Below are 23,209 nucleotides of genomic sequence, written 5' to 3' on the forward strand. Positions count from 1 at the left end.
TCCTGTCGGCGCCAAATCGCCCGTAAACTCGGCCACGTGGACACGACGCTTACGGACCCCCTGGTCGGGAAACTCCTCGACGGGCGTTACCGCGTTGAGTCCCGGATCGCCCGGGGCGGAATGGCGACCGTCTATCTGGCCCTGGACGTCCGGCTCGACCGCACGGTCGCCGTCAAGGTGATGCACCGCTCGCTCGCCGAGGACCCCGCCTTCGTGCGGCGCTTCATCGGCGAGGCCAAGTCGGTGGCCAGCCTGTCGCACCCCAACGTGGTGCACGTGTTCGACCAGGGCACGGACGGCGACAACGTCTACCTCTCGATGGAGTACGTACCGGGGCGGACCCTGCGCGACGTGCTCCGCGCCCGGGGCAGGCTGCCCGCCCGCGAGGCGCTGGAAGTCATGATCCCCGTCCTCGCCGCGCTGGGCGCCGCCCACCAGTCCGGTCTGATCCACCGCGACGTCAAGCCGGAGAACGTGCTGCTCGCCGACGACGGCCGGGTCAAGGTCGTCGACTTCGGCCTGGCCCGCGCGATCGAGGCGAGCAACCAGACGCGCACGGGCGTCATGATCGGCACCATCGGCTACATGTCGCCCGAGCAGGTGACCTCCGGGGGCGCCGACGCCCGCAGCGACGTCTACGCGGCCGGCATCATGCTGTTCGAGCTCCTGACCGGCCGCCAGCCGTACGAGGGCGAGACCCCGATGTCGGTGGCCTACCGGCACGTGCACGACACGGTGCCCGTGCCCTCGGCGCTGCTGCCGGGCTCTTCCCCGCTGCTCGACACCCTGGTGGCCAGGGCGACGGCCCGCGACCCCGCGAACCGTCCGGCGGACGCCACCGCGCTGCTGGTCGCCGCCGTCGAGGCGCACCGGATGCTGCCCAGGGAGAGCGGACCGGTGCCGTCCGTCCCCGTCGGCCCGCCGCACGGCCAGGAGATGGTGGCGCCCGCGCCTCCCGCCCCGGCCAACCACACGCTGATCCAGCCCCGCGCCGACCTGCTCACCGGCCCGGCCGGCGACCGTCACGAGGCCGCCCCCAGGCCGCGCAGGGGGTCGGGGGCCCGCTGGTTCCTGATCGGGCTGGCCGTGGTCATGGTGATCGCGGTGGGGGTGACCGGCTGGCTGTTCTCGCAGAACACCTCCATCGTGGTGCCCGCCACCCTGGTGGGCAAGAACGTCATGGCCGCCACCGGCGAGGCCAAGCGGAGCGGCTTCACGGTCGAGACGGGCAAGGCCGAGCACGACGAGAAGGTTCCCAAGGGAATCGTGCTGCGCACCGAGCCCACGGCGGGCACCGAGGCCGAGCCGAAGAGCAAGCTGATCCTCATCGCCTCGGCCGGCCCCAAGCGGGTGGCGGTGCCCAACGTGGTGGGGATGACCGAGCCGCAGGCCAGGAGCAAGCTGGCGGAGTCCTCCCTCCTCGTCGACGACGTCAGGAAGCAGGCCAGCGAGACCGTGCCGCGCGGCCAGGTGATGCGGACCATCCCCGCGGTGGGAAACCCGGTCAAGGAGAACAGCAGGCTCGACCTGATCGTGAGCGCGGGCCTGGTCATGCCGGACATCAGGGGCATGCCCCGCGACCAGGCCGACGCGGTGCTGCGCGGGGGCGGGTTCGTTCCCGAGTTCGTCGAGCAGACCGACTCCGCCCAGCCGTGCACCGTCATCGCCCAGGACCCGCTGCCGAAGGCCGAGGTCGACAGGGGTGCCGTGGTCCGGCTGACCCTGTCGCAGTGCAACGGCGAGTGGCACTGGCCCTGGGAGCGCGAGGGCGAGCCGCCGCCCGGCGACCAGAAGATCGTGGTGATCCCGAACATCGTGTTCAAGGACTACCGGGCGGCGAGGGACGAGCTGCGCGCCGCGGGAGTCACGGTGAAGCTGAGGCGCACCCTGGGCAAGGGCAGGGTGCTGGCCCAGGTCCCGTCGGGCGGCCAGGCGGTCCCGCCCGGCACCGAGGTCACCATCTGGTACTGATCCCTCTCTTCCGGACCGTGCCGGGGCGGATCAGCCCTCGGTTCAGCCCCCGGTGAGGAAACCGTGCAGCCGGATCCGCGCCAGGCCGCCGTCGGGGTGGATGTCCACCCTGGCGTACGTGGCCGCGGGCGCGTCCCGGATGCGGAAGCGGTGCCGGGTGTCGGGCAGCAGTCGGGTCCTGGGCAGCAGCGGGAACCAGGTGGTGCCGTCCGCGCTGCCCGTGACGGAGACCTCGGCGGGGGCGTTGAACACCAGGTTGGTGGTGTCGATCTCGGCGAGGCCGACGACGCCGGAGCCCGCCAGGCGGATCACCAGCCAGTCGTTGCCGTCGTCGCGGCGGCGGGCGGTCTCCCAGCCCTCGGCCTGGTGGCGGGCGAGGCCGGGTGAGATGGCGTTGTTGGGCGAGGAGTAGAACTCGTTGGAGCACGCGGTGACGAGCGCGCCGTTCTCCAGGGCGGCCAGGTCCAGGCCGAGTCCCTCGTACAGGGACAGGTCGGGTCTGACCTCGCCGTGCACCCGCAGGCGGGCGATGCCCCCGTCGGGGAACATGTTCAGCCGTACGTGCGTGTGGCGGCGCTCGCCGGACACCGCGAAGAGGTGCTCGGCGTCCCCCTTCAGCTCGCTTTTGGGAACGATCTCCGCCCAGTCGGCGGTCTCCAGTTCGGCGACCGTGGGGTAGCCCTCGACCTCGGCGGCCTCGACGGAGGCGTACGGCGGGTAGTTGCCCTTGAACCAGGCGGTGTCGATCACGACGCCCCTGATCACCCCGGGCATGCCGAGCCTGACCAGGGCCCAGTCGTGGCCGGGCTCGCGGCGCCGGCGGGTCTCCCAGCCGTCGTAGACCTGGCCCTTGGCCCCGAAGGTGTGCGGCATGAAGCCGGGGCGGCCCGGCCTGATGAGGCTCTCCCTCTCGGCGAAGGACTCGTCGTTGGCCGCGATGACCGAGCCGCCGAGGGTGCGCAGGGCGAGGTCGGGCAGTGCGGTGAATCCGGTCGTGAACTCGGTCAAGGAGAGAACCTTTCTCGCGGGGAGCCGGCCCGGCCACCGGGGCGTTCCACGGCCCTTCGGATCCGGCGGCCCTACAGGAGGGCGCCCCGGGGTTCCCTACCCACGGCCCGGCCGCGCAGCCACGTCGTGCGGACCTCCCCCATGAGCGTCCTGCCGTGGTAGGGCGTGACCGGGTTCCTGTGGTGCAGGGCGGAGACGTCCACGGTGTGGACGGCGCCGGGGTCGAAGGCGACCAGGTCGGCGTCCGCGCCCACCGCGATCGCGCCCTTGCCGCGCAGTCCGGCCAGCCCGACCAGCTCGGCCGGGTTTCCCGCCATCCAGCGCACGACGTCGCCCAGGTCGTGCCCGCGCCGCGCCGCCTCGGTCCAGACGGCGGTCAGGCCGAGCTGGAGGGAGGAGATCCCGCCCCAGGCGGCGGCGAAGTCGGGCACCTTCAGGTCGGGGGTGGACGGCGAGTGGTCGGAGACGACGCAGCCGAGCACCCCGTCGGCGAGACCGCGCCAGAGCTCGTCGCGGTTGGCCGAGGAGCGGATCGGCGGGCAGCACTTGAACTGGGTGGCGCCCTCGGGCACCTCCTCGGCCGTCAGCGTGAGGTAGTGCGGGCAGGTCTCCGCGGTGAGCCTCACCCCCTCCCGCCGGGCCTTCGCCAGCGGTTCCAGGCACAATGCGGACGACACGTGCAGGATGTGCGCCCGCACCCCGGTCTCCCCCGCCAGCGCGGCGACCTGTTCGACGGCGCGGCGCTCGGCCTCTCCCGGCCGGGAGCCGAGGAACTCCGGATATCCCGGCCCCCCGGGGTCGGCGAGCAGCGCGGGGTCCTCGGCGTGGACGACCAGCAGGCCGTCGAAGGAGGCGATCTCCACCATGGCGGCCCGCAGCCCGTCCGCGTCCAGCGGCGGGAACTCGTCCACGCCCGACGGGGACAGGAAGCACTTGAACCCGCGCACACCCGCCTCGTGCAGCGCCCGCAGGTCCCCGGCGTTGCCGGGGACCGCCCCGCCCCAGAAGGCGACGTCCACCGCGCACTGCCCGTCCGCGGCCCGCCTCTTCACGGCCAGGGCGTCCGCGTTCACGGTCGGCGGCAGCGAGTTGAGCGGCATGTCCACGATGGTGGTCACCCCGCCCGCCGCGGCCGCCCGGGTGGCGGAGGCGAAACCCTCCCAGTGGGTACGGCCGGGCTCGTTGACGTGCACGTGGGTGTCGACGAGGCCGGGCAGCAGCGCGACGTCGCCGAGGTCGACCCGCTCGACGGCGTCCGGCTCGGCGTCGTGGGCGTGCACCCCGACGATCCTCCCGTCCCGTACGGCGACCACCGCCGGTCCCTCTCCCCCGGGCAGCACGACCCTGCGGGACCGGATGGCCAGATCCGGTACGTCCTCGGTCCCTGCGCTCATCGGATACCTCCAGCCTGGAGACCCCGGGCTTCGGCCCTGGGGAGGATGTCGGCCGCTCTTCGTCCCTCGCCTGTCAAAGGTGCCTTTCCGCGACCCTGCGGGCGAGCCGCTCCAGCAGCGGGCCCGCCTGGGACATGCACACGGCCGGGTCGGGCTCGATGTCGGTGAGCGCGTAGGCGGCCGTGATGCCCGCCGCGTTCAGCTCCTCGTCGCCGAGACCGCGGCGCCCGCAGACCGCGACGACCGGGACCCCCGCCTTGGCCGCGGCGCTCGCGACCCCGGCGGGTGCCTTGCCGCGCAGCGTCTGCTCGTCGAGCGAGCCCTCGCCGGTGATGACGAGGCGCGCGCCCTCGAGCCGGTCGCGGAAGCCGAGCAGCTCCAGGAGGTAGTCGATGCCCGGGCGGAAGTCGGCGGCCAGGAAGGCCAGCGCGGCGAAGCCCACTCCCCCCGCGGCGCCCGCGCCCGGCTGCCCGGCCACGCCCATCGAGCGGACGACGCCGTCGTGCTCGATGGCCCCGACCAGGCCGTGGGTGTGCGCGGCGACGGCGGCGAGCCGGGCGAGGGCCCGGTCGAGCAGCTTCACGTCGTCGGGGCTCGCGCCCTTCTGCGGGCCGTACACGGCGGCGGCGCCGTGCGGGCCCAGCAGCGGGTTGTCCACGTCGCCCGCGACCACGAACTCGACCCCATCAATGGGGATAAGTCCGGATATATCAATTCTTTCCAGGTCGCGTAGGGCCGCTCCCCCGAAGGGGAGTTCCCGCCCCTCGGCGTCCAGGAAGCGGACGCCGAGCGCCCGCATCATGCCCGTGCCGCCGTCGGTGCAGGCACTGCCGCCGAGGCCGAGCACGACCCGCCGGGCCCCGCGCCGTACGGCGTGGGCGATCAGCTCGCCGGTGCCGTGGCTGGTCGCGGTGAGCGGGGCCAGCTCGACGCCCTCGTGCGCGGGGGATCCCGCCGGGGCGGCGGGCCCGGAGGCGACCGGCAGCCGCCGCAGGCCGGACGCCTCGGCCAGCTCGACGACCGCCGTCGCCACGTCCCCTCCCGAAGAGGCGTCCCCCGGCGAGGAGGCGTCGCGCCAGGCGTAGGAGGCGAGGACCGGTGCGCCGACGGGACCGGTGACCTCGGCCTCGACGCGGGTGAACCCGCAGGCCACGACGGCGTCCACGGTGCCGTCACCGCCGTCGGCCACCGGCAGCGCGACCGTGGCGACGCCGGGCCCGAGGCCCGCCGCGACCCGCGCGGCGACCTCGGCGCCGGTCAGCGAACCCTTGAACTTGTCCGGGGCGATCACGACGTGTCCCGACGACTCAGACAACCCTGCTCCCTGGTGACGGATGGGGGGCACGCGTCCCCGGCCGGTACGAGCGGACGGGAGGCGGATGCCGGACCCCGGTGAGACGGAGCACCATCTTGACATCCGCCCCCGGACGCCCCGGACGCCCGGCCCCTACTCCCCGGACGCCCCCGACATCCTGGAGGTCCCGGACGTCCCGGACGTCCCGGACGTCCCGGCCACCCGGACTCCTGGTCCTGCCCGGCGACGCCTCCGGGCCACCGGCGGGAAAAGTCACGAGATCCCGAAGCCCTGCTCCGCCGCCAGGCGCATGAGGCGGCGGTGCGCCTCACCTCCCGCACGGCCGAGCCCGTCCTGGGCGACGTTACGCAACTCGTCGTCCTCGACGACGGTCCGGCCGCCGACCAGCAGCCGGGCCAGCGGAGGCTGCCGGGTGCCGAAGACCAGGGCGCAGACCGGGTCGGCGACCGCGGAGGCGAAGGCCCCGGTGGCCCCGGTGCGCCAGAGGGCGATGTCGGCGAGCTTCCCGGCCTCCAGGGAGCCGAGCTCCTCCTGCCTGCCCAGGTTCCTCGCCCCGCCGAGGGTGGCGATCTCCAGGGCCTGGCGGGCGGTGAGCGCGGTGGGCCCGTACCTGGCCCGCTGGAACAGCAGGGCCTGCCGCATCTCGCCGGACAGGGAGGTCAGCTCGGCGGAGGCGCTGCCGTCCACCCCCAGGCCGACGTTCGCGCCCCGGTGGAGCATCTCGGAGACGCGGGCGATCCCGGCGCCGAGACGGCCGTTGGAGCTGGGACAGTGCGCCGAACCGGTACCGGTCTGGGCGAAGACGTCGATGTCGCCGTCACTCAGGTGGACGGCGTGGGCGAACCACACGTCCGGGCCGAGCCAGCCGAGTTTCTCCATGTAGTCGACCGGGCGCTGCCCGACCTGCCGCAGGCAGTGCTCCTCCTCGTCGAGGGTCTCGGCGAGATGGGTGTGCAGGCGCACGCCCTTGGACCTGGCCAGCGCGGCGGCCTCGGTCATCAGGTCGGCGCTGACGGAGAACGGCGAGCAGGGGGCGACCGCGACGCGGAGCATGGAGGAGAAGGACGGGTCGTGGTAGGTGTCGACGGCCTCGGCCGTCGCGTCGAGGATCTCGTCGAGCCGTTCGACCACGACGTCCGGCGGCAGGCCGCCCTGCGACTTGCCCCGGTCCATCGAACCCCGGGCGGGGTGGAAGCGCAGGCCGACCTCCCTCGCCGCCTCGATCTCCGCGGCGAACAGGTCACCGCGTCCCTTTGGGAAGATGTAGTGGTGGTCGCTGGAGGTGGTGCAGCCGGACAGCGCCAGGTGACCCAGCCCCGCGCCCGCCGCGCCCCTGACGACCTCGGCGTCCATCGCGGCCCACACCTGGTAGAGCGCCGTCAGCCACTCGAACAGGGTGGCGTCCTGGGCGAGCCCCTGGGAGGCCCACTGGTAGAGGTGGTGGTGGGTGTTGACCAGGCCGGGGGTGGCCAGGCAGCCGGTGCCGTCGATCCTGGCCGCTCCCGGGACGTCCGGCGCCGGACCGGCGCCCACGGCCGCGATCCTGTCGCCCTCGACGTGGATGTGCCCCGAGGGGATCTCCGGGCCCACGACCGGGGCGATGTGGACGTTCTCGATCAGGATGGAGCTCACCGGCCACCACCTTCCACGCGGACGCTCTCGATCAGGATGGAGCTCACCGGGCCGCCGCCTTCCGCGCCGCGGCGAGGCGTACGGCGTCGAGGATCTTCTCGTAGCCGGTACACCGGCACAGGTTGCCCGCCAGGGCCTCGCGGATCTCCGCGTCGGACGGCTGCCCGACCCGTTCGATCAGGTCGTGGGCCTGGACGAGGAGGCCGGGGGTGCAGAAGCCGCACTGGACGGCGCCGCACTCGACGAAGGCCTCCTGGATCGGGTCGAGCCGGTCGCCGTCGGCGAGCCCCTCGACGGTGCGGATCCGGCGCCCCTCGGCCTGCCCGGCCGCGACCAGGCACGCGCAGACGGGGATCCCGTCGAGATAGACCGTGCAGGAGCCGCACTCGCCCTGCTCGCACGCGTTCTTGGAACCCGGCAGGCCGACCCGCTCGCGCAGGACGTACAGGAGGCTCTCGCCCTCCCAGACGTCGTCGGCGGTCTCGGTGCGGCCGTTGACGGTGAAGGTGACACGCATCATCCGGCCCTCCTCTCGAAGTGTCCGGAGCGGAACTCGTTCCACGCCCAGGTGAGGGTGCGCCGCGCCATCACCGCGATGGCGTGGCGCCGGTAGTCGGCGGTGCCGCGCACGTCGTCGATCGGCGAGGCGGCCTCGGCGGCCAGCTCCCCGAAACGGCCGAGCACCGCGGGGTCGAGCCGGGCCTCCCAGTCGAGTTCGGCGGCGAGGAACTCCTCGGCGGCGACGGCGCGGCGGGGGGTCGGTGCGGCCGAGCCGATCCCGGTGCCGACCCGGCGCTCGCCGGGGCGCAGCGCGATCGCGAACGAGCAGACCGCGATCACCATGGCGTTGCGGGTGCCGACCTTGGAGAAGTACTGGGGGCCGCTCGCGGGGCTCATCCAGAACGCCCGGATCAGCTCGCCGGCCTCCAGCGCGCTGCGCTTGACCCCGAGGTAGAAGCCGTCGGCCGGGATCATCCGCACGCCCCCGGCGGCGGACTCGACCTCGACGACCGCGTCCCCGGCCAGCAGCGGCGGGTGGCTGTCCCCGGCGGGCGAGGCCGCGCCGAGGTTGCCTCCCACGGTGCCCCGGTTGCGGATCTGCGGCGAGCCGACCGTGCGGGAGGCCTGGGCCAGGCCGGGCAGCCGGTCGCCCAGCTCGGCGATCAGCCGGGCGTACGTCACCCCCGCGCCGACCCTGAGCCTGCCGTCCGGCTCCTCGCTCCACTCCGCGAGCTCGGCGACCCGGTTCAGGTCGAGCAGCGCGCCGGGCCGCCGCACGTCGAAGTTGAGCTCGACCATCATGTCGGTGCCGCCCTGGATGGGCACCGCGTCCGGCCGGTCGGCCCTGGCGGCGAGTGCCTCCGCCCACGTGGCGGGTCGTAGGAAGTCCATCGTCGTCACTCCCAGTCATTCCCAGGCGAAGCGGGCGTCGGGGGCGTCGTCGCGGAGCACGCTGCCCTCGATCAGCCCGTAGGGACGGTCGGCCGCGTGGAACACCTCGTTGGGGTTGTCCAGCCCGAACGGGGTGAGGTCGACCAGGAAGTGGTGCTTGTTCGGCATCGCCAGGCGCACCTCGCAAACCTCCTCCCGGGCGTTCAGGACCCGCTCGCCCATCGCGTAGAGCGTCTGCTGCAGCGACAGGCTGTAGGTCTCGGCGAACGCCCCGAGCAGGTGGCGGCGCACCTCGTCGTACGACTCCCCGTACGCCGCCGGCGAGGTCGCCGCGCCGGGCAGGTGCCGCCAGCGGGCCGAGACGGCGGTGGCCAGGACGCGGTCCTTGGTGGGCGGGAGGGTGGTGTACTCGTCCTCGACGAAGCCGGAGAACTCCGAGTCGGTCGAGTTGAGCACCACCAGGTCCCTCAGGCCGGAGACCACGGTGGTGGTGCCGTCCCGGTCGTGGTGGACGGCGCAGGTGCGCGTCTCCCGGCCGGAGCGGACGAAGGAGTGCCGCCCGCGCTCCCCGGCGATGTCGTCGGACACCGGGATGCGGTCCCAGAAGTGTTCCTCGATCTCCACGCGGGCGTGGTGCACGGTGGGCTGCGACTCCACGTAGTGGCGGGCCAGCAGGACCGCGAAGTCCTCGATCTCCGTAACGCCGTACTTCCTGGCGAAGGCGTACACGGTGTTCTTCTGCGTGTCGGTCGGCAGGACCGCGGCGTTGTCGCCGGTGAGGTGGACCGCCTCCATGTCCCCGGACAGCGCCGAGCCTACGGTGACGTCCTTGACGTGGTGGACGGCGCCGTCCCTGACGACGCGGACCAGGCGGGTCTCCGCCTTGCCGTAGCGGTTGGGGCCGAGAACGACGGGCATGCTAGCTCCCTCGATACGTCGAGTAGGCGAACGGGCTGAGCAGCAGGGGCACGTGGTGGTGCTCCCCCGGGTCCGCCACCGTGAAGTCGATCGAGACCCGGGGGTAGAAGGCCTCCACCGCGCGGGCGGCGAAGTAGCCGCCGGTCTCGAAGACCAGCCGGTGGTCACCGGCCCCGCAGGTCCATCCCGCGATCCGCCCGTCGGCGTCGGTGACGCCCTCGGCGAGCACCTCGCCGTCCCTCTCCAGGCGTACGGCGACCCCCGCCGCGGGCCTGCCCAGGGCGGCGTCCAGCACGTGGGTGGACAGGCTCATGCGGGACCCTTCCCCGGCGCGCGGTCTTCGAGGGGTACGGAGGCCGTGACGGCTCCCGGAGGAACGGGGTTCACGTGGCGGCTCCCAGGAGTTTCGCCAGCCGCAGACGGGTGATCTTCGCGAGTTCGGCCCTGACGACCTCCCGCTCGGTGTCCTCGTCGTTGCCGAGCCGCTCCGTGAGACGGGCCAGCATCTCCCCGGCCGACAGGCCGGTGGCGCAGATCAGGTAGACGTGGCCGAACCGCCGCTCGTAGGCGCGGTTTCCCTCCGCGAGCCGGTCGAGGACCTCCCGCCCGGCCGTGCCGACCCCCGCCTGCTCCCCCCGCGACCAGGCGGCCTCCGTCGCCGAGCGCCCTTCCTCGTGTTCTCCCGGGTGGCCGGGCGGCTCGGAACCGGCCGCAGGACCACCCTCCCGGGGCGGCTCGCCGATCCGGGGGTGGGCGGCCAGCGCCTCGCGGACGCCGGACCAGTCCAGCCCCCGCACGGCGGCCTCCGCCGCCTCGGCCAGCCGGTCGAGGTCGCGGTAGGGGCGCAGCGCGGCCACCCCCCGGGCGAAGGCCCGGCAGGCGCAGCAGGCCAGCAGCCCGGCCTCGGCCTCCTCGGCGCCCAGCGCGTTGAACGCGGCCAGTCCCGGGACCGGCGGCGCGGAGTTCACGTTAGGCATGGGAGCAGTACACACACCGCCGGTGTGCGCGGTCCAGCGTCACGAACCGCAAAGTGAGCCATGATTTGCCCCAGATTTTCGTAACATGCTCCAAACTCGCTTGAACGACGGGTGCCGGCGGGCGACGGCGGCGACGAGGAGCACCGACCGCCGGGACAGGCCGACCACCCGGCCGGCGTCTAAAATGGGGTCACTATGACTTCACTCTCCCCCATCGGCGGGCACGTCACCGTCACCGGCGGTCTCGCCAAGGGCGGGCTGCGGTACGCCGCGGACATCGGCGCCGAGATGATCCAGGTGTTCGTCAGCAACCCCCGCGGCTGGGCTCTCGCCGCGGGCGACCCCGCCCAGGACGCCAAGCTGCGCGAATCGGGCGTGCTGTCCTTCGTGCACGCCTCCTACCTCGTCAACGTGGGATCTCCCACTCCCGAGACGCTGGAGAAGTCGCTGGCCACCGTGCGGCACAACCTGCTGCGCGGCCACGCGATCGGCGCGAAGGGAGTGGTCATCCACACCGGGTCGGCGGTGAGCCAGCCCCGTGACGCCGCTCTGCGCCAGCTGCGCGAGCACCTCCTGCCGCTCCTGGAGGAGATCCCCGACGACGGGCCCGACCTGCTGCTGGAGTCGATGGCCGGGCAGGGCGGGGTGCTCTGCGCGACCGTCCAGGACCTGGAGCCCTACCTGGAGGCCCTCGACTGGCACCCGAAGGCGGGCATCTGCTTCGACACCTGCCACGTCTTCTCCGCCGGGCACGACCTGTCGACCTCCGAGGGCATCAAGGAGACCCTGGACACCCTGCACGCGATCGCCCCGGGGCGGCTCAAGCTGGTCCACGCCAACGACTCCAAGGACCCGTGCGCCTCCAGGAGGGACCGGCACGAGAACATCGGCGCCGGCCACATCGGCGCCGCCTCCTTCGCCGAGATGATGCGCCACCCCGCGGTGGCGGGGGTGCCGTTCTGCATCGAGACGCCGGGCGGCGCCGAGAAGCACCGCGAGGACATCGACACGCTCAAGAAGCTGCGCGACACCTGATCCGGCGACCGGCCGCCTGCCGGTGATCACCGGCAGGGAGGGCCCGCGTCCCCGGGGTCCGCGAGGTCAGACGGGACGCCCGTCCTCGTGATCCGACCGCCCCCGTGTGGCCGGATCACGGTCCGGCCCGCTGGCTAGCGCGGGCGTCCCGTCATATCGGAGATCGGCGGCCCCTCCCCTTCCGGCCGAGGACCCGGCGGCCGAGTGACCGGATGTCGCCGGCTCTCGACGGTCACCCGATGTCCGCACGTCAGGTCTTGTGCGAGCCTTCCGGCTCTGTCCCCCCTGACGCGGCGGGTCTCGCTCTCCGATGAGGGAACACTAGAGGCGCGTCCAGACGAGTGAGCGGCGCTTTCCCTCCAGCGCGATTAACGGTTCGTAGTTGTCGATGTACGGAGAGTACCGGCACGACGAGCGGCCGCCGGCGGACGACGAACGGTCGATCGGGGGCTTCTGGGGCCCGTGAGACCACCGGTGGGGGGAACGCCGTCGGGGCGCGCGAAACGCGTGCCGGCGAACGGGATCAGGGACCGGGAACCCGGTGACGGCAGGCAGGCGTCCCGGGCGAGGGTGCCCGCGGCGAGCGCGGGCCGCCGTCCGGGTCGCGGCCGGGACGGCGATCGGGAGACACCTCCGGCGGCCCTGCGGCCCGGGAGCGGGCGCGCCGGGGTCCACCCGGGCGTGAATCGCCGCACGGGGGCGTGAGAGCGCCGAGGCAGGGCCCCGGGCGAAGACGTGGTCGCACGGCGGCCGTACGACCCGGAGAGGGGCGAGAACCCCCGGAAGCACCCCCGGGGGCCCCGCGCGGCTAGCGCAGGGCGGCGGAGGGCAGGGACCTGCCCCGGGCCACCCCGGGGACGGCCGGGCGGTCGCGGAACTGGCGGATGAGCCGCTCGCGGACCTGGCGGGTGTGGCGGCGGCTTACCGGGAGCGTCTCGGTGCCGACCCTGAGCATCACCCGGCCGCCGTCGAAGCGCAGCTCGCTCACGTGCCGCACCGAGACGAGCGTGCTGCGGTGCACCCTGATGAACCCCGAACCGGCCCAGCGCCGCTCCAGGGCGGCCAGCGGCATGCGGACCAGATAGCTGCCCTCGTCGGTGTGCAGCCGGACGTAGTCGCCCTGCGCCTCGGCGAACCAGACGGCCTGCTGCGGCACGAACCTCGTCCGCCCGGCGAGCTCGACCGGGATGACGTCCTCGGCCACGGGGTCGGCCGCCGCGGGGGTCGCGGGGATCAGCGCCTCCAGGCGCCGCACCGCCTCGGCCAGCCGGTCGGCCCTGATCGGCTTGAGCAGGTAGTCGACCGCCTCCAGCTCGAAGGCCTGCACCGCGCACTCCTCGTGGGCGGTGACGAAGACCAGCCGGGGCGGGTTGGGGAAGCCCGCGATGAGCCTGGCCAGGTCGAGGCCGTCGAGGCCGGGCATCCGGATGTCGAGGAAGACCCCGTCCAGCCGCTCGCCCGTACCGATCATCTGGACCATGTCCTGGAGCGCGGTGACGCCGCCCACGGCGGTGGAGACGTGCTCGATCCGGGGGTCCTGGCGGAGGAGATAGGCGATCTCCTCAAGGGCGGGGACCTCGTCGTCAACGGCCAGGACTCGCAACATGACCCTACGCTGCCCCCTGAACCACATCCGCCGCAAGCCGCATGGCGACTTCAGGTAATAGTTTGACTACATCTAGCTATTGGCGGGGGAGCTTGGGAACGCGGAGCCTCACCGTGGTACCCGCGTTCGGGGCACTCTCCACGACCAGGCCGTAGTCCTCGCCGTAGATCTGGCGGAACCGCACGTCCACGCCGGCCAGCCCGATCCCGCCCTCCTCGTCCCCGTGCGGGTCCTCGTGCGGGGAGCCGCCGCCGAGGAACGGCCGGGTCCGCCCGGGAGGCGTGCCCGGGCCGTCGTCCTCCACGCTGATGTGCGCCTCGGGGCCGGCGTCGCTGACCACCACCCGGACCTCGCCACGACGTCCCGCCGCGGCCACCCCGCGCTTGACGGCGTTCTCCACCAGGGGTTGCAGGCAGAGGAACGGGACGGGGAGTGACAGCACCTCCGGCGCGACCCTGAGGGTGACGCGGAGCCGGTCGCCGAACCTGGCACGTTCCAGAAGCAGGTAGCGGTCCACGCAGTGCACCTCCTCGGCAAGGGTGGCGAAGTCGCGGGCCCGGCGCAGCGCGTACCGGTTGAAGTCGGCGAACTCCACCAGCAGCTCCCGCGCCCGGTCGGGGTCGGTACGGACGAAGGAGGCGATGGTGGTCAGCGCGTTGTAGACGAAGTGCGGGGACATCTGGGCGCGCAGCACCCGCATCTCGGCCGCCATCGTCCGCCGCCGCGAGGAGGCGGCCTCGGCCAGCTCCAGTTGCCCCGAGACCCACCGGCCGACCTCGGTGACGGTCCGCACCAGCGCCGCGCTCACCACGGTGTCGTACGCGGCGAGCGCCCCGACCACCCGTCCGTCGACGGTGAGCGGCACGACGACCCCGCCCCGGATGGCGCAGCCCGGCGTGTCGCAGGCCAGCTCGTCCTCGGCCACCACGCGCGGGCGGGCGGAGGCGAGGACCGTACGGGCGTGCTCGGGCGCGTGGTCGCGGTGGCAGCCCGCCTCGCCGTCCCAGGCGAGCAGGCCGCCGGAGTCGACGACCGCGATGGCGCTGGTGCCCAGCAGGGCACGGAGGTGGCGGACCGCCTTGCGGGCGGAGTCGCGGGTGAGCCCGGCCCGCAGCGAGGGCGCCGCCATCGCCGCGATGTGCAGGGTGAGGAAGGTGGCCTCGTCCGTCGGGCCGCCCGGACGGTCCGGGTGTTGCCGGCGCGGGCGGGGAAGGAGGAATCCGAGGAGGGCGCTGAAGGCGCACAGCAGCACCCAGCCGGTGGTCGACATGCGGAAAACCGTAGTCAACCTGCCCCGCTGATCAGGGGCGAACGCCGATCACGGCGGGCCTTCGCCCGCTTCCTCCTGATAGGAGTAGCGCTGCTCGCGCCAGGGGTCGGCGATGTTGTGGTAACCGCGCTCCTCCCAGAAGCCGCGCTTGTCCTCCACCAGGTACTCCACGGCGCGGACCCACTTGACGCTCTTCCAGGCATACAGGTGCGGGACGACCATCCGCACCGGGAACCCGCGTTCCGGGGAGATGGGCTTCTCGTCGAGCTCCAGCGCGAACATCGTCTGGGAGCGGGCGAAGTCGCCGATCCGGACGTTGGCGCTGTAGCCGTACTCACCCCAGATCATCACGTGCTTCACGTCGGGCGCGGGCGGGGCGATCTTCATCAGCGTCTCCGTGGACACCCCGCTCCACTCGTTGCCCATGATCGAGAACTTGGTGACGCAGTGGAAGTCGGCCACGATCGTGGTGCGCGGCAGCTCGGAGAACTGGGGCCAGGTGAAGCGGTGCTGCTCGCCCGAGGCGGTCGCCCCCATGACGTGCAACTGCCAGGTCGCCGGGCGGAAGGTGGGCACCCGGCCGTAGTGGATCACCGGCCTGCCCCGGGGGACGTACTGGCCGGGGGGCAGTCGAGGCTCCTCCGGCGATTCGGCCTGCTCCACCGTCACTCCCCTCGCCGTTTCCCCGCTGGCACGGGGTAATCCTGCCATCGTCGGTTTCCCACCTCCTCGGTGGCCACCGCATTGCACCCTTCCCCCTCCGGGCCCCGGGTCACGGGAGAGCGTGTTCTCGTCGTGCGCTATCATTTGCGGCTATGCGCACCGCGTTCTGGTTTTGGTATGGCGACGGACCCTCAGGTCGGACCGTTCGCCTCCAGATGCTGCGCTGACAGCCTGGCGAACAGAAGGCCCCGGGTCCGGTTTTCGGACCCGGGGCCTTCTGCTTTTCCCGGCCTGCGTCGAGAACGTCACAACCACGAAAACCATCGGGGCCCGCCGGGATCGGCCGGCACCGGCGGAGCGATCGAGAGGGAGAGAAATGGTCATCGTCATGGGCCCCGGCGCCACCCTGGAGGACGTCGAGGCGATCGTGGAGATCATCGGCGCGGCGGGCGGCGAGGCGTTCGTCAGCCGGGGCGTGAGCCGCACGATCATCGGCCTGGTCGGCGACATCGCCCAGTTCGCCACCCTGGACCTGCGCGGGATGCCGGGGGTGGCCGACGTGATGCGGGTGAGCGCGCCGTACAAGCTGGTGAGCCGCGACAACCACCCCGAGCGGTCCACCGTGCGCGTCGGCGGCGTGCCGATCGGCCCCGACACGGTCACCCTGATCGCCGGGCCGTGCGCGGTGGAGACCCCGCAGCAGACCCTGGAGGCCGCCCTGATGGCGAAGGCGGCCGGGGCCACCCTGCTGCGCGGCGGCGCCTACAAGCCCCGCACCTCCCCGTACGCCTTCCAGGGGCTGGGCGAGGCGGGGCTGCGCATCCTCGCCGACGTGCGCGAGCAGACCGGGCTTCCCGTCGTCACCGAGGTCGTCGACGCCGACGACGTGGAGCTGGTGGCCTCCTACGCCGACATGCTCCAGGTCGGCACCCGCAACGCGCAGAACTTCGCGCTGCTGCAGGCCGTCGGCGCCGCCGGCAAGCCGGTGATGCTCAAGCGCGGGATGAGCGCCACCATCGAGGAGTGGCTGATGGCCGCCGAGTACGTCGCCCAGCGCGGCAACCTCGACATCGTGCTGTGCGAGCGCGGCATCCGCACCTTCGAGACCGCCACCCGCAACACCCTGGACGTCTCGGCGGTGCCGCTCGCCCAGCGGCTGTCGCACCTGCCGGTGATCGTCGACCCGTCCCACTCCGGCGGCCACCGCGACCTGGTCCTGCCGCTCACCCGCGCGGCCATCGCGGCCGGCGCCGACGGCGTGATCATCGATGTCCACCCGCACCCCGAGCAGGCCCTCTGCGACGGCCCGCAGGCGCTGGTCGACGGCGACCTGGACGAGCTCGCCCGGGTGATGGAGCGGTTCCCGCCGCTGCTGGGCAAGGTCGCCGCCGGTGACCTCCTGGCGCCCGCCTGACCTCTCGGCCCTCCCCCGGGCGCGCCCGGGGGTCAGGCGTCGATCTTGTACTCCTGCAGGGACCCGGCCAGCTGGACGGCGAGCTCCTCGGCGTCGAGGCGGCGCTCGATCTTCTTCAGGTCGGCGACCTTCGCGGCGGTCTCGGCCCTGCGGGGGGCCAGGAGCGTGCAGCAGTCCTCGTCCGGCAGCTCGGAGATCGCCAGGGTGCCGATGCGGCGGGCCTCGGCCATGATCTCGGTCTTGTCGAGGCCGATGAGGGGACGCAGGATCGGCATGTCGACGGCGTCGTCCTGGGCGGTGATGTTCTGCAGGGTCTGCGAGGAGACCTGCCCCAGGGAGTCGCCGGTGACCAGGGCCCCGGCGCGCAGGCGGCGGGCGACCTCCTCGCCGGTCTTCAGCATCAGGCGCCGCTGGGTGATGATCGCCAGGCGGTCCTGCCCGGAGGCCTTGATCGACTGCTGGGCCTTGCCGAACGGGACGACCCACAGCCGGGACCCGCCCTGGAACTTGTCGAGCGCCCTGACCAGCGCGTACGCCTTGTAGATGGACTCCGAGGTGGTGAAGGGGATGCCGGAGAAGTGCAGGAAGTCGACCCGCAGGCCACGGCGCATCATCCGGTAGGCGGCCACCGGGGAGTCGATGCCGCCGGACATCAGCACCAGGCCCCTGCCGCTGGTGCCGACCGGCAGCCCGCCCTGGCCCGGCTGCCCGCCGGTGAAGACGAACGCCTCGTCGCGGTCGACCTCGATGGAGACCACCAGCTCGGGGCGCTTCAGGTCGACCGGCAGGCCGTAGATGTCGTTGAGCTCGCCGCCGACCGAGCGGTCCAGCTGCATCGAGGTGAGCGGGAAGCGCTTGTCGCGGCGGCGGGAGCGGACCGCGAAGGAGACGCCGCGCCTGACGTCGTCACGGTCGGCCAGCAACTCGATGGCGGCCTTGGTGATCGCCGAGGGGTCCTTCTCCACCCGCCAGGCACGGTGCACCCAGACCAGGCCGGGGACGTACGAGACACGCTCGGCGACCGCGTCGGCGATCTCCGCGTCGCTGCCGTCCGGCAGGAAGAGCGCGATGACACCGTGGCGCTGCCGTACGTCGACCTTGACGCCGACGTCCTTCAGGGCGGCCTTGATGTTGGCCTGCAACCTGCGCTCGAAGAGCTCGCGGTTGTTGCCCTTGAGGACGACCTCGCCCAGTTTGAGCAGAACGCAGGGCTCGCCCAAGGCGGACATGGTCATGGTGCGACCTCCGGTGGAACGTCGAGGGGAACGGGGAGTCGGGGGACGTCAGGGAGACCCGGAGAACCCGGGGGTCCGGGTACCACGGTCAAGTCTCTCGCGTACTCACGCAAAGACAACGTCTCGACCTTGTCACTTTAGTCGCGCTTACGACTCGTCGAGGCCCTGCTCGATCGCGTAGCGGACCAGCTCCACCCGATTGTGGAGCTGGAGCTTGTTCAAGGTGTTCTGGACGTGGTTCTGCACCGTCCGGTGGGAGAGCACGAGACGCTCGGCGATCTGCTTGTACGACAGGCCCTTGGCGACCAGGCGGAGCACCTCGGTCTCCCGCTCGGTCAGGCGAGGAGTCGCCTCGGGCGCGGGCCGGGCGGCCAGCCTGCGGTACTCCCCCAGGACGAGTCCCGCCAGGCCGGGGGTGAACACCGCGTCGCCCTCGGCGGTGCGCCTGACCGCGTCGAGGAACTCCTCCTTGCTCGCGGATTTCAGGAGATATCCGGACGCGCCCGCCTTGACGGCCTCCAGCACGTCCTCCTGCTCGCCGCTGGCCGACAGCATCAGCACCCGGGGCGGCGGCTCCGACGCGGCCAGCCTCCTGGCCACCTCGACCCCCGGCAGGTCGGGCAGCTGCAGGTCGAGCACGACCAGCTCGGGCCGGACCGCCGCGGCCACCCGGACCGCCTGCCGCCCCTCCCCGACCGTCGCCACGACCTCGTACCCGGCCTCGGCCAGATCCCTGGCCACCCCGTCCCTCCACATCGGGTGGTCGTCCACCACCATCACGCGCATTGGCCCACCTTAGGGCTGTTCTGTCCCGACAGGCCGGTCTTCCTCACCCGGCCGGAACCGACATCTCGATCTCGGTGCCCCGGCCCGGGTCCGAGATCACGGTGACCGTGCCGCCGAGGTCGGCGATGCGGCCCCGGATGGACTGCGCGACGCCCAGCCGCCCGGCGGCGGCGGCCTCCTCCAGGCGTCCGGGCGGGATGCCCGGCCCCTCGTCCCTGACGGTCACGGTGACCAGCCCGCCGTCGCCCTCGGCGAAGACCCACGCGGGCGCCCGCGCCCCGCAGTGGCGGGCGACGTTGTCCAGGGCGGCCCCGACCGCGGCGGCCATCTCGGCCGCGGTGGCCGCGGGCAGGGTCAGCGGGGTCGCCGGGGCCGAGACGGTCACCGTGGCCGAGCCGTACCTGTGCAGCAGGGCGCACAGGTCGGCGGTGCCGAGGGCGGACGCCTCGGGCCTGAGCCTGACCAGCTCGCGCAGCGCAACCTCCTGCTCGCCCGCGAGCCTGCCCAGCTCGGCCGCCTCGCCGCCGATCTCCTGCCCGCGCCGCTGGACCAGCGCGAGCACCTGGAGCACCGAGTCGTGGATCCCCCGGGCGAGCCGCTCCCGCTCCCGCCCGGCGGCCTCCAGCTCGATCGCCTGCTGCATGCGCTCCTCGGCCTTCTTGGCCAGCCGGGCCACGTGCCCGACGACCACTCCGGCGAGGAAGAGCAGGACGGTGCCGTTGATCGGCAGCACCTCGAAGCCGCCCCCGGGGACGCCGTGCAGCCACAGGTCGGCCAGCGAGACGATCAGCGCGGCCGCCGCCCCCAGCCGCCGCCCGCCGTACACCGCCCAGGCGAGCACCGCCCCGCCCATCCAGGTACCGGTGATCGGCAGGCTACCCTGCTGGTAGGCGCCCTGCACGGCCGGAGTGGCGAGCAGGCAGCCCACGGTCACGAGCATGTCGGCGGCGAGCAGGGGCCGGCCGCGCAGCTCCCTGACGGAGTAGGCGAAGATCGTCGCCACGGTCCACAGTGCCATGACGCCGATCACCAGCCAGCCGGTCACCGGGTGGGCGTATCCTCCGGCGCGGATGAGCAGGACCGCCGCGTATCCGAGGGATGCGACGCGGAAAACCGCGACCGCTCGCCAGAACGGATCCTCGATTCCCGTCATCGGGCGCCCGCGCCTTTCTCCGGAAAGGCCGCGAGCTGCAATAATCCCCTGATTTCCCTCTCACTAGAAACTGGAACATGTCCCACGTAGATCACTTCTCCTATGGCCTGCTCACCCCCGTGCTGGCCTACGTCATGTCGAGCGTCGGATGCATGCTCGGTCTTCTGCTCACCGCCAGGGCCCGTGCGGCGACGGGCTCGGCCCGCGTCCGCTGGCTGGCGGGCGGGGCACTGTCCATCGGCGGCACCGGCATCTGGGTCATGCACTTCGTCGCCATGATGGGCTTCGCCGTCGGCGGTGGCCAGATCCGTTACGACGTGCCGTTGACGGTCGGCTCGGCGGCCCTGGCGGTCGTCATCGTGGGCGCGGGCCTGTTCCTGGTCTCCTACCAGGGCGAGAGGCCGCTCTCCCTGCTGTCCGGCGGCGTGCTCACCGGCCTCGGCGTGGCGGGCATGCACTACATCGGGATGTTCGCGATGAACATGTCGGCGCAGGTCTCCTACGACCCGCTGCTGGTCGGGCTCTCGGTGCTGATCGCGATCGCCGCCTCCACGGTGGCGCTCTGGTTCACCCTGCGGGTCAGCGGCGCGCTCGCCACCGGCGGCGCCGCGCTGATCATGGCTCTGGCCGTCTGCGGCATGCACTACACCGGCATGTTCGCGCTCGAGGTGCGGCCCCTGATCTCGCTGACGCCGGTCGAGGGGGCCAGGGGCGTCGACTTCATGCTGCCCACGCTGGCCCTGGTGAGCCTGCTCACCCTCGGCCTGCTGCTGGCCGTCATCCTGGCGCCGTCGCCGCGGGAGATGGAGAACGACGCCGCCCTGCTGGCCAAACTGGAGAGCCTCCGCGACGAGGACCGGCTCCGGGAGCCGGTCGCCCCGCCGCCGGCCCCCGCGCGGAAGGGCCCGTCGCTGTTCGACTCCCAGGGGCGATGATGTACGGCTTGCGCCCCCGCTGGTGCCTGGTCAAGGCGCAAGCCGTACATGGAGGGGAATCGCGGGCGGCCGCCCTGTCGGGAGGCTAGGGGAGGCCGCTTGCAGAACACTTGCCGGCGCCCCCGGGCAGACACCTCGGGGGCGGGCTCCGGGGGCGTCCCGGCTCAGCCGAAGAAGACCTCGGCCTCCTCGTAGCGGCCGGCCGGCACGGTCTTCAGCTCCTTGGTGGCCTCGTCGAGGCCGACCCTGACGATGTCGGTGCCCTGCAGGGCGACCATCTTGCCGAAGTCGCCCTCCTGCACCGCGTCGATGGCCTGCAGGCCGAACCGGGTGGCCAGCACCCGGTCGAAGGCCGTGGGGGTGCCGCCGCGCTGGATGTGGCCGAGCACGGTGGTGCGGGCCTCCTTGCCGGTGCGCTTCTCGATCTCCTTGGCGAGGTTCTCGCCGATGCCGCCGAGCCGCACGTGGCCGAAGGCGTCGAGCTCGCCCGCCTGCAGCGCCATCTGGCCCTCGACCGGGTGCGCCCCCTCGGCCACGACGATGATCGGCGCGTACCGCGTCTCGAAGCGGGACTCGACGTAGGCGCAGACCTTGTCGATGTCGAAGGGCTTCTCCGGGATGAGGATGACGTTGGCGCCGCCCGCCATTCCGGCGTGCAGGGCGATCCAGCCCGCGTGGCGGCCCATGACCTCGCAGATCAGCGCGCGGTGGTGGGACTCGGCGGTGGTGTGCAGGCGGTCGATCGCCTCGACGGCGATGTTGACGGCCGTGTCGAAACCGAAGGTGTAGTCGGTCGCGTTGAGGTCGTTGTCGATCGTCTTGGGCACGCCGACGACCTTCACGCCCTTGTCGAAGAGCTGCTTGGCCACACCGAGGGTGTCCTCGCCGCCGATCGCGATCAGCGCGTCGACCCCGCCCTTCGCGAGGTTTTCCTTGATCTTCTCAACGCCACCCTCGATCTTGATCGGGTTGGTCCTGGAAGAGCCAAGGATCGTTCCGCCACGCGGCAGGATCCCGCGTACGGCCTCGATGTCAAGCGGCATGGTGTCGCCCTCGAGGGGACCGCGCCAGCCGTCGCGGAACCCGACGAACTCATGCCCGTGAACGCCCACTCCCTTGCGCACGACGGCGCGGATAACGGCGTTCAGGCCAGGGCAGTCGCCGCCCCCGGTGAGCACTCCGATACGCATGGCATCCTCCGGTAGTGAGTTCGATACAAGATGGCCAGACTAAGTGGCACGGTCGGTCCGGCGACGGGTTTTCGCCACCGACGCAACGCATTCTGCCCGCAGATGCGCCCAGTGGTCTAGACCAAGCGGAGTAGTCCTCACATGTCCTTTCCCATGATCGACAGGTGAGCCGCCCGGCGGACCAGGGTCCCCACGCCCGGCCGGGCGCGCGCATAAGAGGCACGTCAGGGGCACGGCAGAGGCACGCCAGAGGCATGCCAGGGCACCTCGGAAGCGGGCCGGAGGTCCCGGGAGGCTCCTCGGGAAAATGCTACGGCAGCGGCAGCACGCAGGAGGGGGTGCCGACGGCGAAGACCTCCTCCGAGGGCTGCGGCACGCCTCCCTTGAGCGGGAGCACGGCGACGCCGTCCGAGCGCTGGTTGGCCACGTACACGCGGTCGTCGGCGATGGCGAAGTGCCGCGGCCAGACGCCGCCGCAGGGGACCTCCGCCACCGGCTCCAGCCCGGGACCCGCGAAGACCGAGATCGTGTCGGGTCCCCGGTTGGCGACGTAGACGAGCCCGCCGGAGACCTCCAGGTGCGAGGGCTGGTTGTGCCCGTCGACCCCGCTGGCCGGGACGGCGGCGACCTCGCGCCACTCCCCGCCGGAGACCTCGGAGCCGTCGGAGCCGTCGAGGCCGTCGAGGCCGTCGGAGACCTCGTAGACGCGCACGGTGCCGTCCAGTTCCCCCGCCACGTACCAGTGGCCGTCCGACCAGGCCATGTGCCGGGGGCCCATGCCGGACGCGAGCCGCACCGGACCCGCGGGGTGCGGGACCACCTCGTCCCCGACCAGGTAGCGGCGGACCTCGTCGGAGCCCAGGTCGCTCACGTACAGCACCCCGTCGGGGCCGAAGACCGCCTGATGGGCGTGGGCGCCCTCGCGGTAGGGGAAGATCCACACGTCGGTCAGGAGGCCGGAGCCGTCGATGCCGTGCACGCTGACCGTGCCGTCGCCGTAGTTGGCCACCGCGAGGCGCGTGCCGGTGGGGTCCACCGCCAGGTGGCAGGGGGCCGACCCCTCGCTGGGCCGCTGTGCGAGCGGGCTCAGCGTGCCGTCCCCGGCACGGGCGAAGACGCAGACCGTGCCGCGCTCGCTCTCCCCCACCGCGTAGAGGACCGGGAGGGTGGGGTGGACGGCGAGGAAGGAGGGGCCGGAGGCCGCCGTCTCCCCGAGCCGCGCGAGGCTCCCCAGCTCGACCAGGGTGATCCCCGGCCCGGACCCGTCGGTGTCCGGGGTGTATCCGCCGATGTACGCGACCTCAGCCATCATGCT

The 23,209-nt window shown here is 72.7% G+C and carries 21 protein-coding genes; 4 read left to right on the plus strand and 17 right to left on the minus strand.

The window, feature by feature from the left end:
* The first annotated feature begins 36 nt into the window (after positions 1-36).
* Positions 37-1,971: a Stk1 family PASTA domain-containing Ser/Thr kinase gene (gene pknB / locus AB0F88_RS02515; RefSeq protein ID WP_362676533.1), complete on the plus strand. Its 1,935-nt coding sequence runs from the start codon at positions 37-39 to the stop codon at positions 1,969-1,971.
* A gap of 42 nt (positions 1,972-2,013) precedes the next feature.
* Here pknB and alc read toward each other — a convergent pair whose 3' ends face one another.
* The 9 genes from alc to uraD all read right to left on the minus strand — a co-directional run bounded on the left by alc (position 2,014) and on the right by uraD (position 10,607).
* Positions 2,014-2,979 carry an allantoicase gene (alc, locus tag AB0F88_RS02520; protein WP_362676535.1) on the minus strand — a complete coding sequence of 322 codons (966 nt, stop codon included), beginning with the start codon at positions 2,977-2,979 and terminating at the stop codon, positions 2,014-2,016.
* A gap of 71 nt (positions 2,980-3,050) precedes the next feature.
* Complete coding sequence (gene allB / locus AB0F88_RS02525; RefSeq protein ID WP_362676537.1) at positions 3,051-4,373, minus strand: allantoinase AllB; 1,323 nt, start codon at positions 4,371-4,373, stop codon at positions 3,051-3,053.
* Between the two features lie 73 nt (positions 4,374-4,446).
* Positions 4,447-5,688 (minus strand): glycerate kinase, encoded by a 1,242-nt coding sequence (locus AB0F88_RS02530; protein ID WP_362676539.1) that lies wholly within the window; start codon positions 5,686-5,688, stop codon positions 4,447-4,449.
* Positions 5,689-5,940: 252 nt separating this feature from the next.
* On the minus strand, positions 5,941-7,320 hold the full coding sequence (locus AB0F88_RS02535) for an 8-oxoguanine deaminase (protein WP_362676541.1): 1,380 nt from the start codon (positions 7,318-7,320) through the stop codon (positions 5,941-5,943).
* Positions 7,321-7,363: 43 nt separating this feature from the next.
* Positions 7,364-7,837 carry a (2Fe-2S)-binding protein gene (locus tag AB0F88_RS02540; protein ID WP_362677918.1) on the minus strand — a complete coding sequence of 158 codons (474 nt, stop codon included), beginning with the start codon at positions 7,835-7,837 and terminating at the stop codon, positions 7,364-7,366.
* On the minus strand, positions 7,837-8,712 hold the full coding sequence (locus tag AB0F88_RS02545; protein ID WP_362676543.1) for an FAD binding domain-containing protein: 876 nt from the start codon (positions 8,710-8,712) through the stop codon (positions 7,837-7,839). Before AB0F88_RS02545 ends, AB0F88_RS02540 begins: the two co-directional genes overlap by 1 nt.
* 15 nt (positions 8,713-8,727) lie before the next feature.
* Positions 8,728-9,630, minus strand: coding sequence for a factor-independent urate hydroxylase (gene pucL / locus AB0F88_RS02550; protein WP_362676545.1), 903 nt, complete (start codon positions 9,628-9,630; stop codon positions 8,728-8,730).
* 1 nt (position 9,631) lies between these two features.
* On the minus strand, positions 9,632-9,943 hold the full coding sequence (gene uraH, locus AB0F88_RS02555; protein ID WP_362676547.1) for a hydroxyisourate hydrolase: 312 nt from the start codon (positions 9,941-9,943) through the stop codon (positions 9,632-9,634).
* Between the two features lie 70 nt (positions 9,944-10,013).
* The gene (gene uraD / locus AB0F88_RS02560) at positions 10,014-10,607 is read right to left on the minus strand and encodes a 2-oxo-4-hydroxy-4-carboxy-5-ureidoimidazoline decarboxylase (RefSeq protein WP_362676549.1); all 594 of its coding nucleotides are present in this window, start codon (positions 10,605-10,607) and stop codon (positions 10,014-10,016) included.
* 195 nt (positions 10,608-10,802) lie between these two features.
* Here uraD and AB0F88_RS02565 point away from each other — a divergent pair, with 195 nt between their 5' ends.
* Positions 10,803-11,642: a deoxyribonuclease IV gene (locus AB0F88_RS02565; RefSeq protein WP_362676551.1), complete on the plus strand. Its 840-nt coding sequence runs from the start codon at positions 10,803-10,805 to the stop codon at positions 11,640-11,642.
* A gap of 808 nt (positions 11,643-12,450) precedes the next feature.
* On the opposite strand, the gene AB0F88_RS02570 is transcribed toward AB0F88_RS02565, so the two are convergent.
* The 3 genes from AB0F88_RS02570 to AB0F88_RS02580 all read right to left on the minus strand — a co-directional run bounded on the left by AB0F88_RS02570 (position 12,451) and on the right by AB0F88_RS02580 (position 15,181).
* Positions 12,451-13,248, minus strand: a complete 798-nt coding sequence (locus tag AB0F88_RS02570; RefSeq protein WP_362676553.1) for a LytTR family DNA-binding domain-containing protein — start codon at positions 13,246-13,248, stop codon at positions 12,451-12,453.
* 76 nt (positions 13,249-13,324) lie between these two features.
* Complete coding sequence (locus tag AB0F88_RS02575) at positions 13,325-14,518, minus strand: histidine kinase (protein WP_362676556.1); 1,194 nt, start codon at positions 14,516-14,518, stop codon at positions 13,325-13,327.
* A gap of 48 nt (positions 14,519-14,566) precedes the next feature.
* A complete protein-coding gene (locus AB0F88_RS02580; protein WP_362676558.1) occupies positions 14,567-15,181 on the minus strand; it encodes a molybdopterin-dependent oxidoreductase in 615 nt (204 codons plus the stop codon).
* 376 nt (positions 15,182-15,557) lie between these two features.
* On the opposite strand from AB0F88_RS02580, the gene aroF reads away from it, so the two are divergent.
* Positions 15,558-16,595 (plus strand): 3-deoxy-7-phosphoheptulonate synthase, encoded by a 1,038-nt coding sequence (aroF, locus tag AB0F88_RS02585; RefSeq protein WP_362676560.1) that lies wholly within the window; start codon positions 15,558-15,560, stop codon positions 16,593-16,595.
* Positions 16,596-16,627: 32 nt separating this feature from the next.
* Here aroF and thiI read toward each other — a convergent pair whose 3' ends face one another.
* The 3 genes from thiI to AB0F88_RS02600 form a co-directional block, all read right to left on the minus strand.
* Entirely contained in the window at positions 16,628-17,830 is a 1,203-nt protein-coding gene (gene thiI / locus AB0F88_RS02590) for a tRNA uracil 4-sulfurtransferase ThiI (protein WP_362676562.1), read from the minus strand.
* Between the two features lie 147 nt (positions 17,831-17,977).
* Positions 17,978-18,607 (minus strand): response regulator transcription factor, encoded by a 630-nt coding sequence (locus AB0F88_RS02595; protein ID WP_362677920.1) that lies wholly within the window; start codon positions 18,605-18,607, stop codon positions 17,978-17,980.
* A 52-nt stretch (positions 18,608-18,659) separates the two neighbouring features.
* On the minus strand, positions 18,660-19,769 hold the full coding sequence (locus AB0F88_RS02600; RefSeq protein WP_362676564.1) for a DUF5931 domain-containing protein: 1,110 nt from the start codon (positions 19,767-19,769) through the stop codon (positions 18,660-18,662).
* 77 nt (positions 19,770-19,846) lie between these two features.
* Between AB0F88_RS02600 and AB0F88_RS02605 the strand changes: the two genes are divergently transcribed.
* Positions 19,847-20,704, plus strand: a complete 858-nt coding sequence (locus AB0F88_RS02605; RefSeq protein WP_362676566.1) for an MHYT domain-containing protein — start codon at positions 19,847-19,849, stop codon at positions 20,702-20,704.
* Positions 20,705-20,868: 164 nt separating this feature from the next.
* Here AB0F88_RS02605 and AB0F88_RS02610 read toward each other — a convergent pair whose 3' ends face one another.
* Both AB0F88_RS02610 and AB0F88_RS02615 read right to left on the minus strand, forming a co-directional pair.
* Complete coding sequence (locus tag AB0F88_RS02610) at positions 20,869-21,894, minus strand: 6-phosphofructokinase (RefSeq protein WP_362676568.1); 1,026 nt, start codon at positions 21,892-21,894, stop codon at positions 20,869-20,871.
* A 310-nt stretch (positions 21,895-22,204) separates the two neighbouring features.
* Positions 22,205-23,203, minus strand: a complete 999-nt coding sequence (locus AB0F88_RS02615) for a beta-propeller fold lactonase family protein (RefSeq protein WP_362676570.1) — start codon at positions 23,201-23,203, stop codon at positions 22,205-22,207.
* Positions 23,204-23,209 lie beyond the last annotated feature (6 nt).

The organism is Streptosporangium sp. NPDC023963, assembly GCF_040639135.1.
Classification (GTDB): domain Bacteria; phylum Actinomycetota; class Actinomycetes; order Streptosporangiales; family Streptosporangiaceae; genus Streptosporangium.

Bases quoted from the DNA above. Each gene is read 5' to 3' on its own strand.
- allB (WP_362676537.1), bottom strand. From the start codon at position 4,373: ATGAGCGCAGGGACCGAGGACGTACCGGATCTGGCCATCCGGTCCCGC.
- AB0F88_RS02540 (WP_362677918.1), bottom strand. From the start codon at position 7,837: ATGCGTGTCACCTTCACCGTCAACGGCCGCACCGAGACCGCCGACGAC.
- AB0F88_RS02545 (WP_362676543.1), bottom strand. From the start codon at position 8,712: ATGGACTTCCTACGACCCGCCACGTGGGCGGAGGCACTCGCCGCCAGG.
- pucL (WP_362676545.1), bottom strand. From the start codon at position 9,630: ATGCCCGTCGTTCTCGGCCCCAACCGCTACGGCAAGGCGGAGACCCGC.
- uraH (WP_362676547.1), bottom strand. From the start codon at position 9,943: ATGAGCCTGTCCACCCACGTGCTGGACGCCGCCCTGGGCAGGCCCGCG.
- uraD (WP_362676549.1), bottom strand. From the start codon at position 10,607: ATGCCTAACGTGAACTCCGCGCCGCCGGTCCCGGGACTGGCCGCGTTC.
- AB0F88_RS02565 (WP_362676551.1), top strand. From the start codon at position 10,803: ATGACTTCACTCTCCCCCATCGGCGGGCACGTCACCGTCACCGGCGGT.
- AB0F88_RS02570 (WP_362676553.1), bottom strand. From the start codon at position 13,248: ATGTTGCGAGTCCTGGCCGTTGACGACGAGGTCCCCGCCCTTGAGGAG.
- AB0F88_RS02575 (WP_362676556.1), bottom strand. From the start codon at position 14,518: ATGTCGACCACCGGCTGGGTGCTGCTGTGCGCCTTCAGCGCCCTCCTC.
- aroF (WP_362676560.1), top strand. From the start codon at position 15,558: ATGGTCATCGTCATGGGCCCCGGCGCCACCCTGGAGGACGTCGAGGCG.
- thiI (WP_362676562.1), bottom strand. From the start codon at position 17,830: ATGACCATGTCCGCCTTGGGCGAGCCCTGCGTTCTGCTCAAACTGGGC.
- AB0F88_RS02595 (WP_362677920.1), bottom strand. From the start codon at position 18,607: ATGGTGGTGGACGACCACCCGATGTGGAGGGACGGGGTGGCCAGGGAT.
- AB0F88_RS02600 (WP_362676564.1), bottom strand. From the start codon at position 19,769: ATGACGGGAATCGAGGATCCGTTCTGGCGAGCGGTCGCGGTTTTCCGC.
- AB0F88_RS02605 (WP_362676566.1), top strand. From the start codon at position 19,847: ATGTCCCACGTAGATCACTTCTCCTATGGCCTGCTCACCCCCGTGCTG.
- AB0F88_RS02610 (WP_362676568.1), bottom strand. From the start codon at position 21,894: ATGCGTATCGGAGTGCTCACCGGGGGCGGCGACTGCCCTGGCCTGAAC.
- AB0F88_RS02615 (WP_362676570.1), bottom strand. From the start codon at position 23,203: ATGGCTGAGGTCGCGTACATCGGCGGATACACCCCGGACACCGACGGG.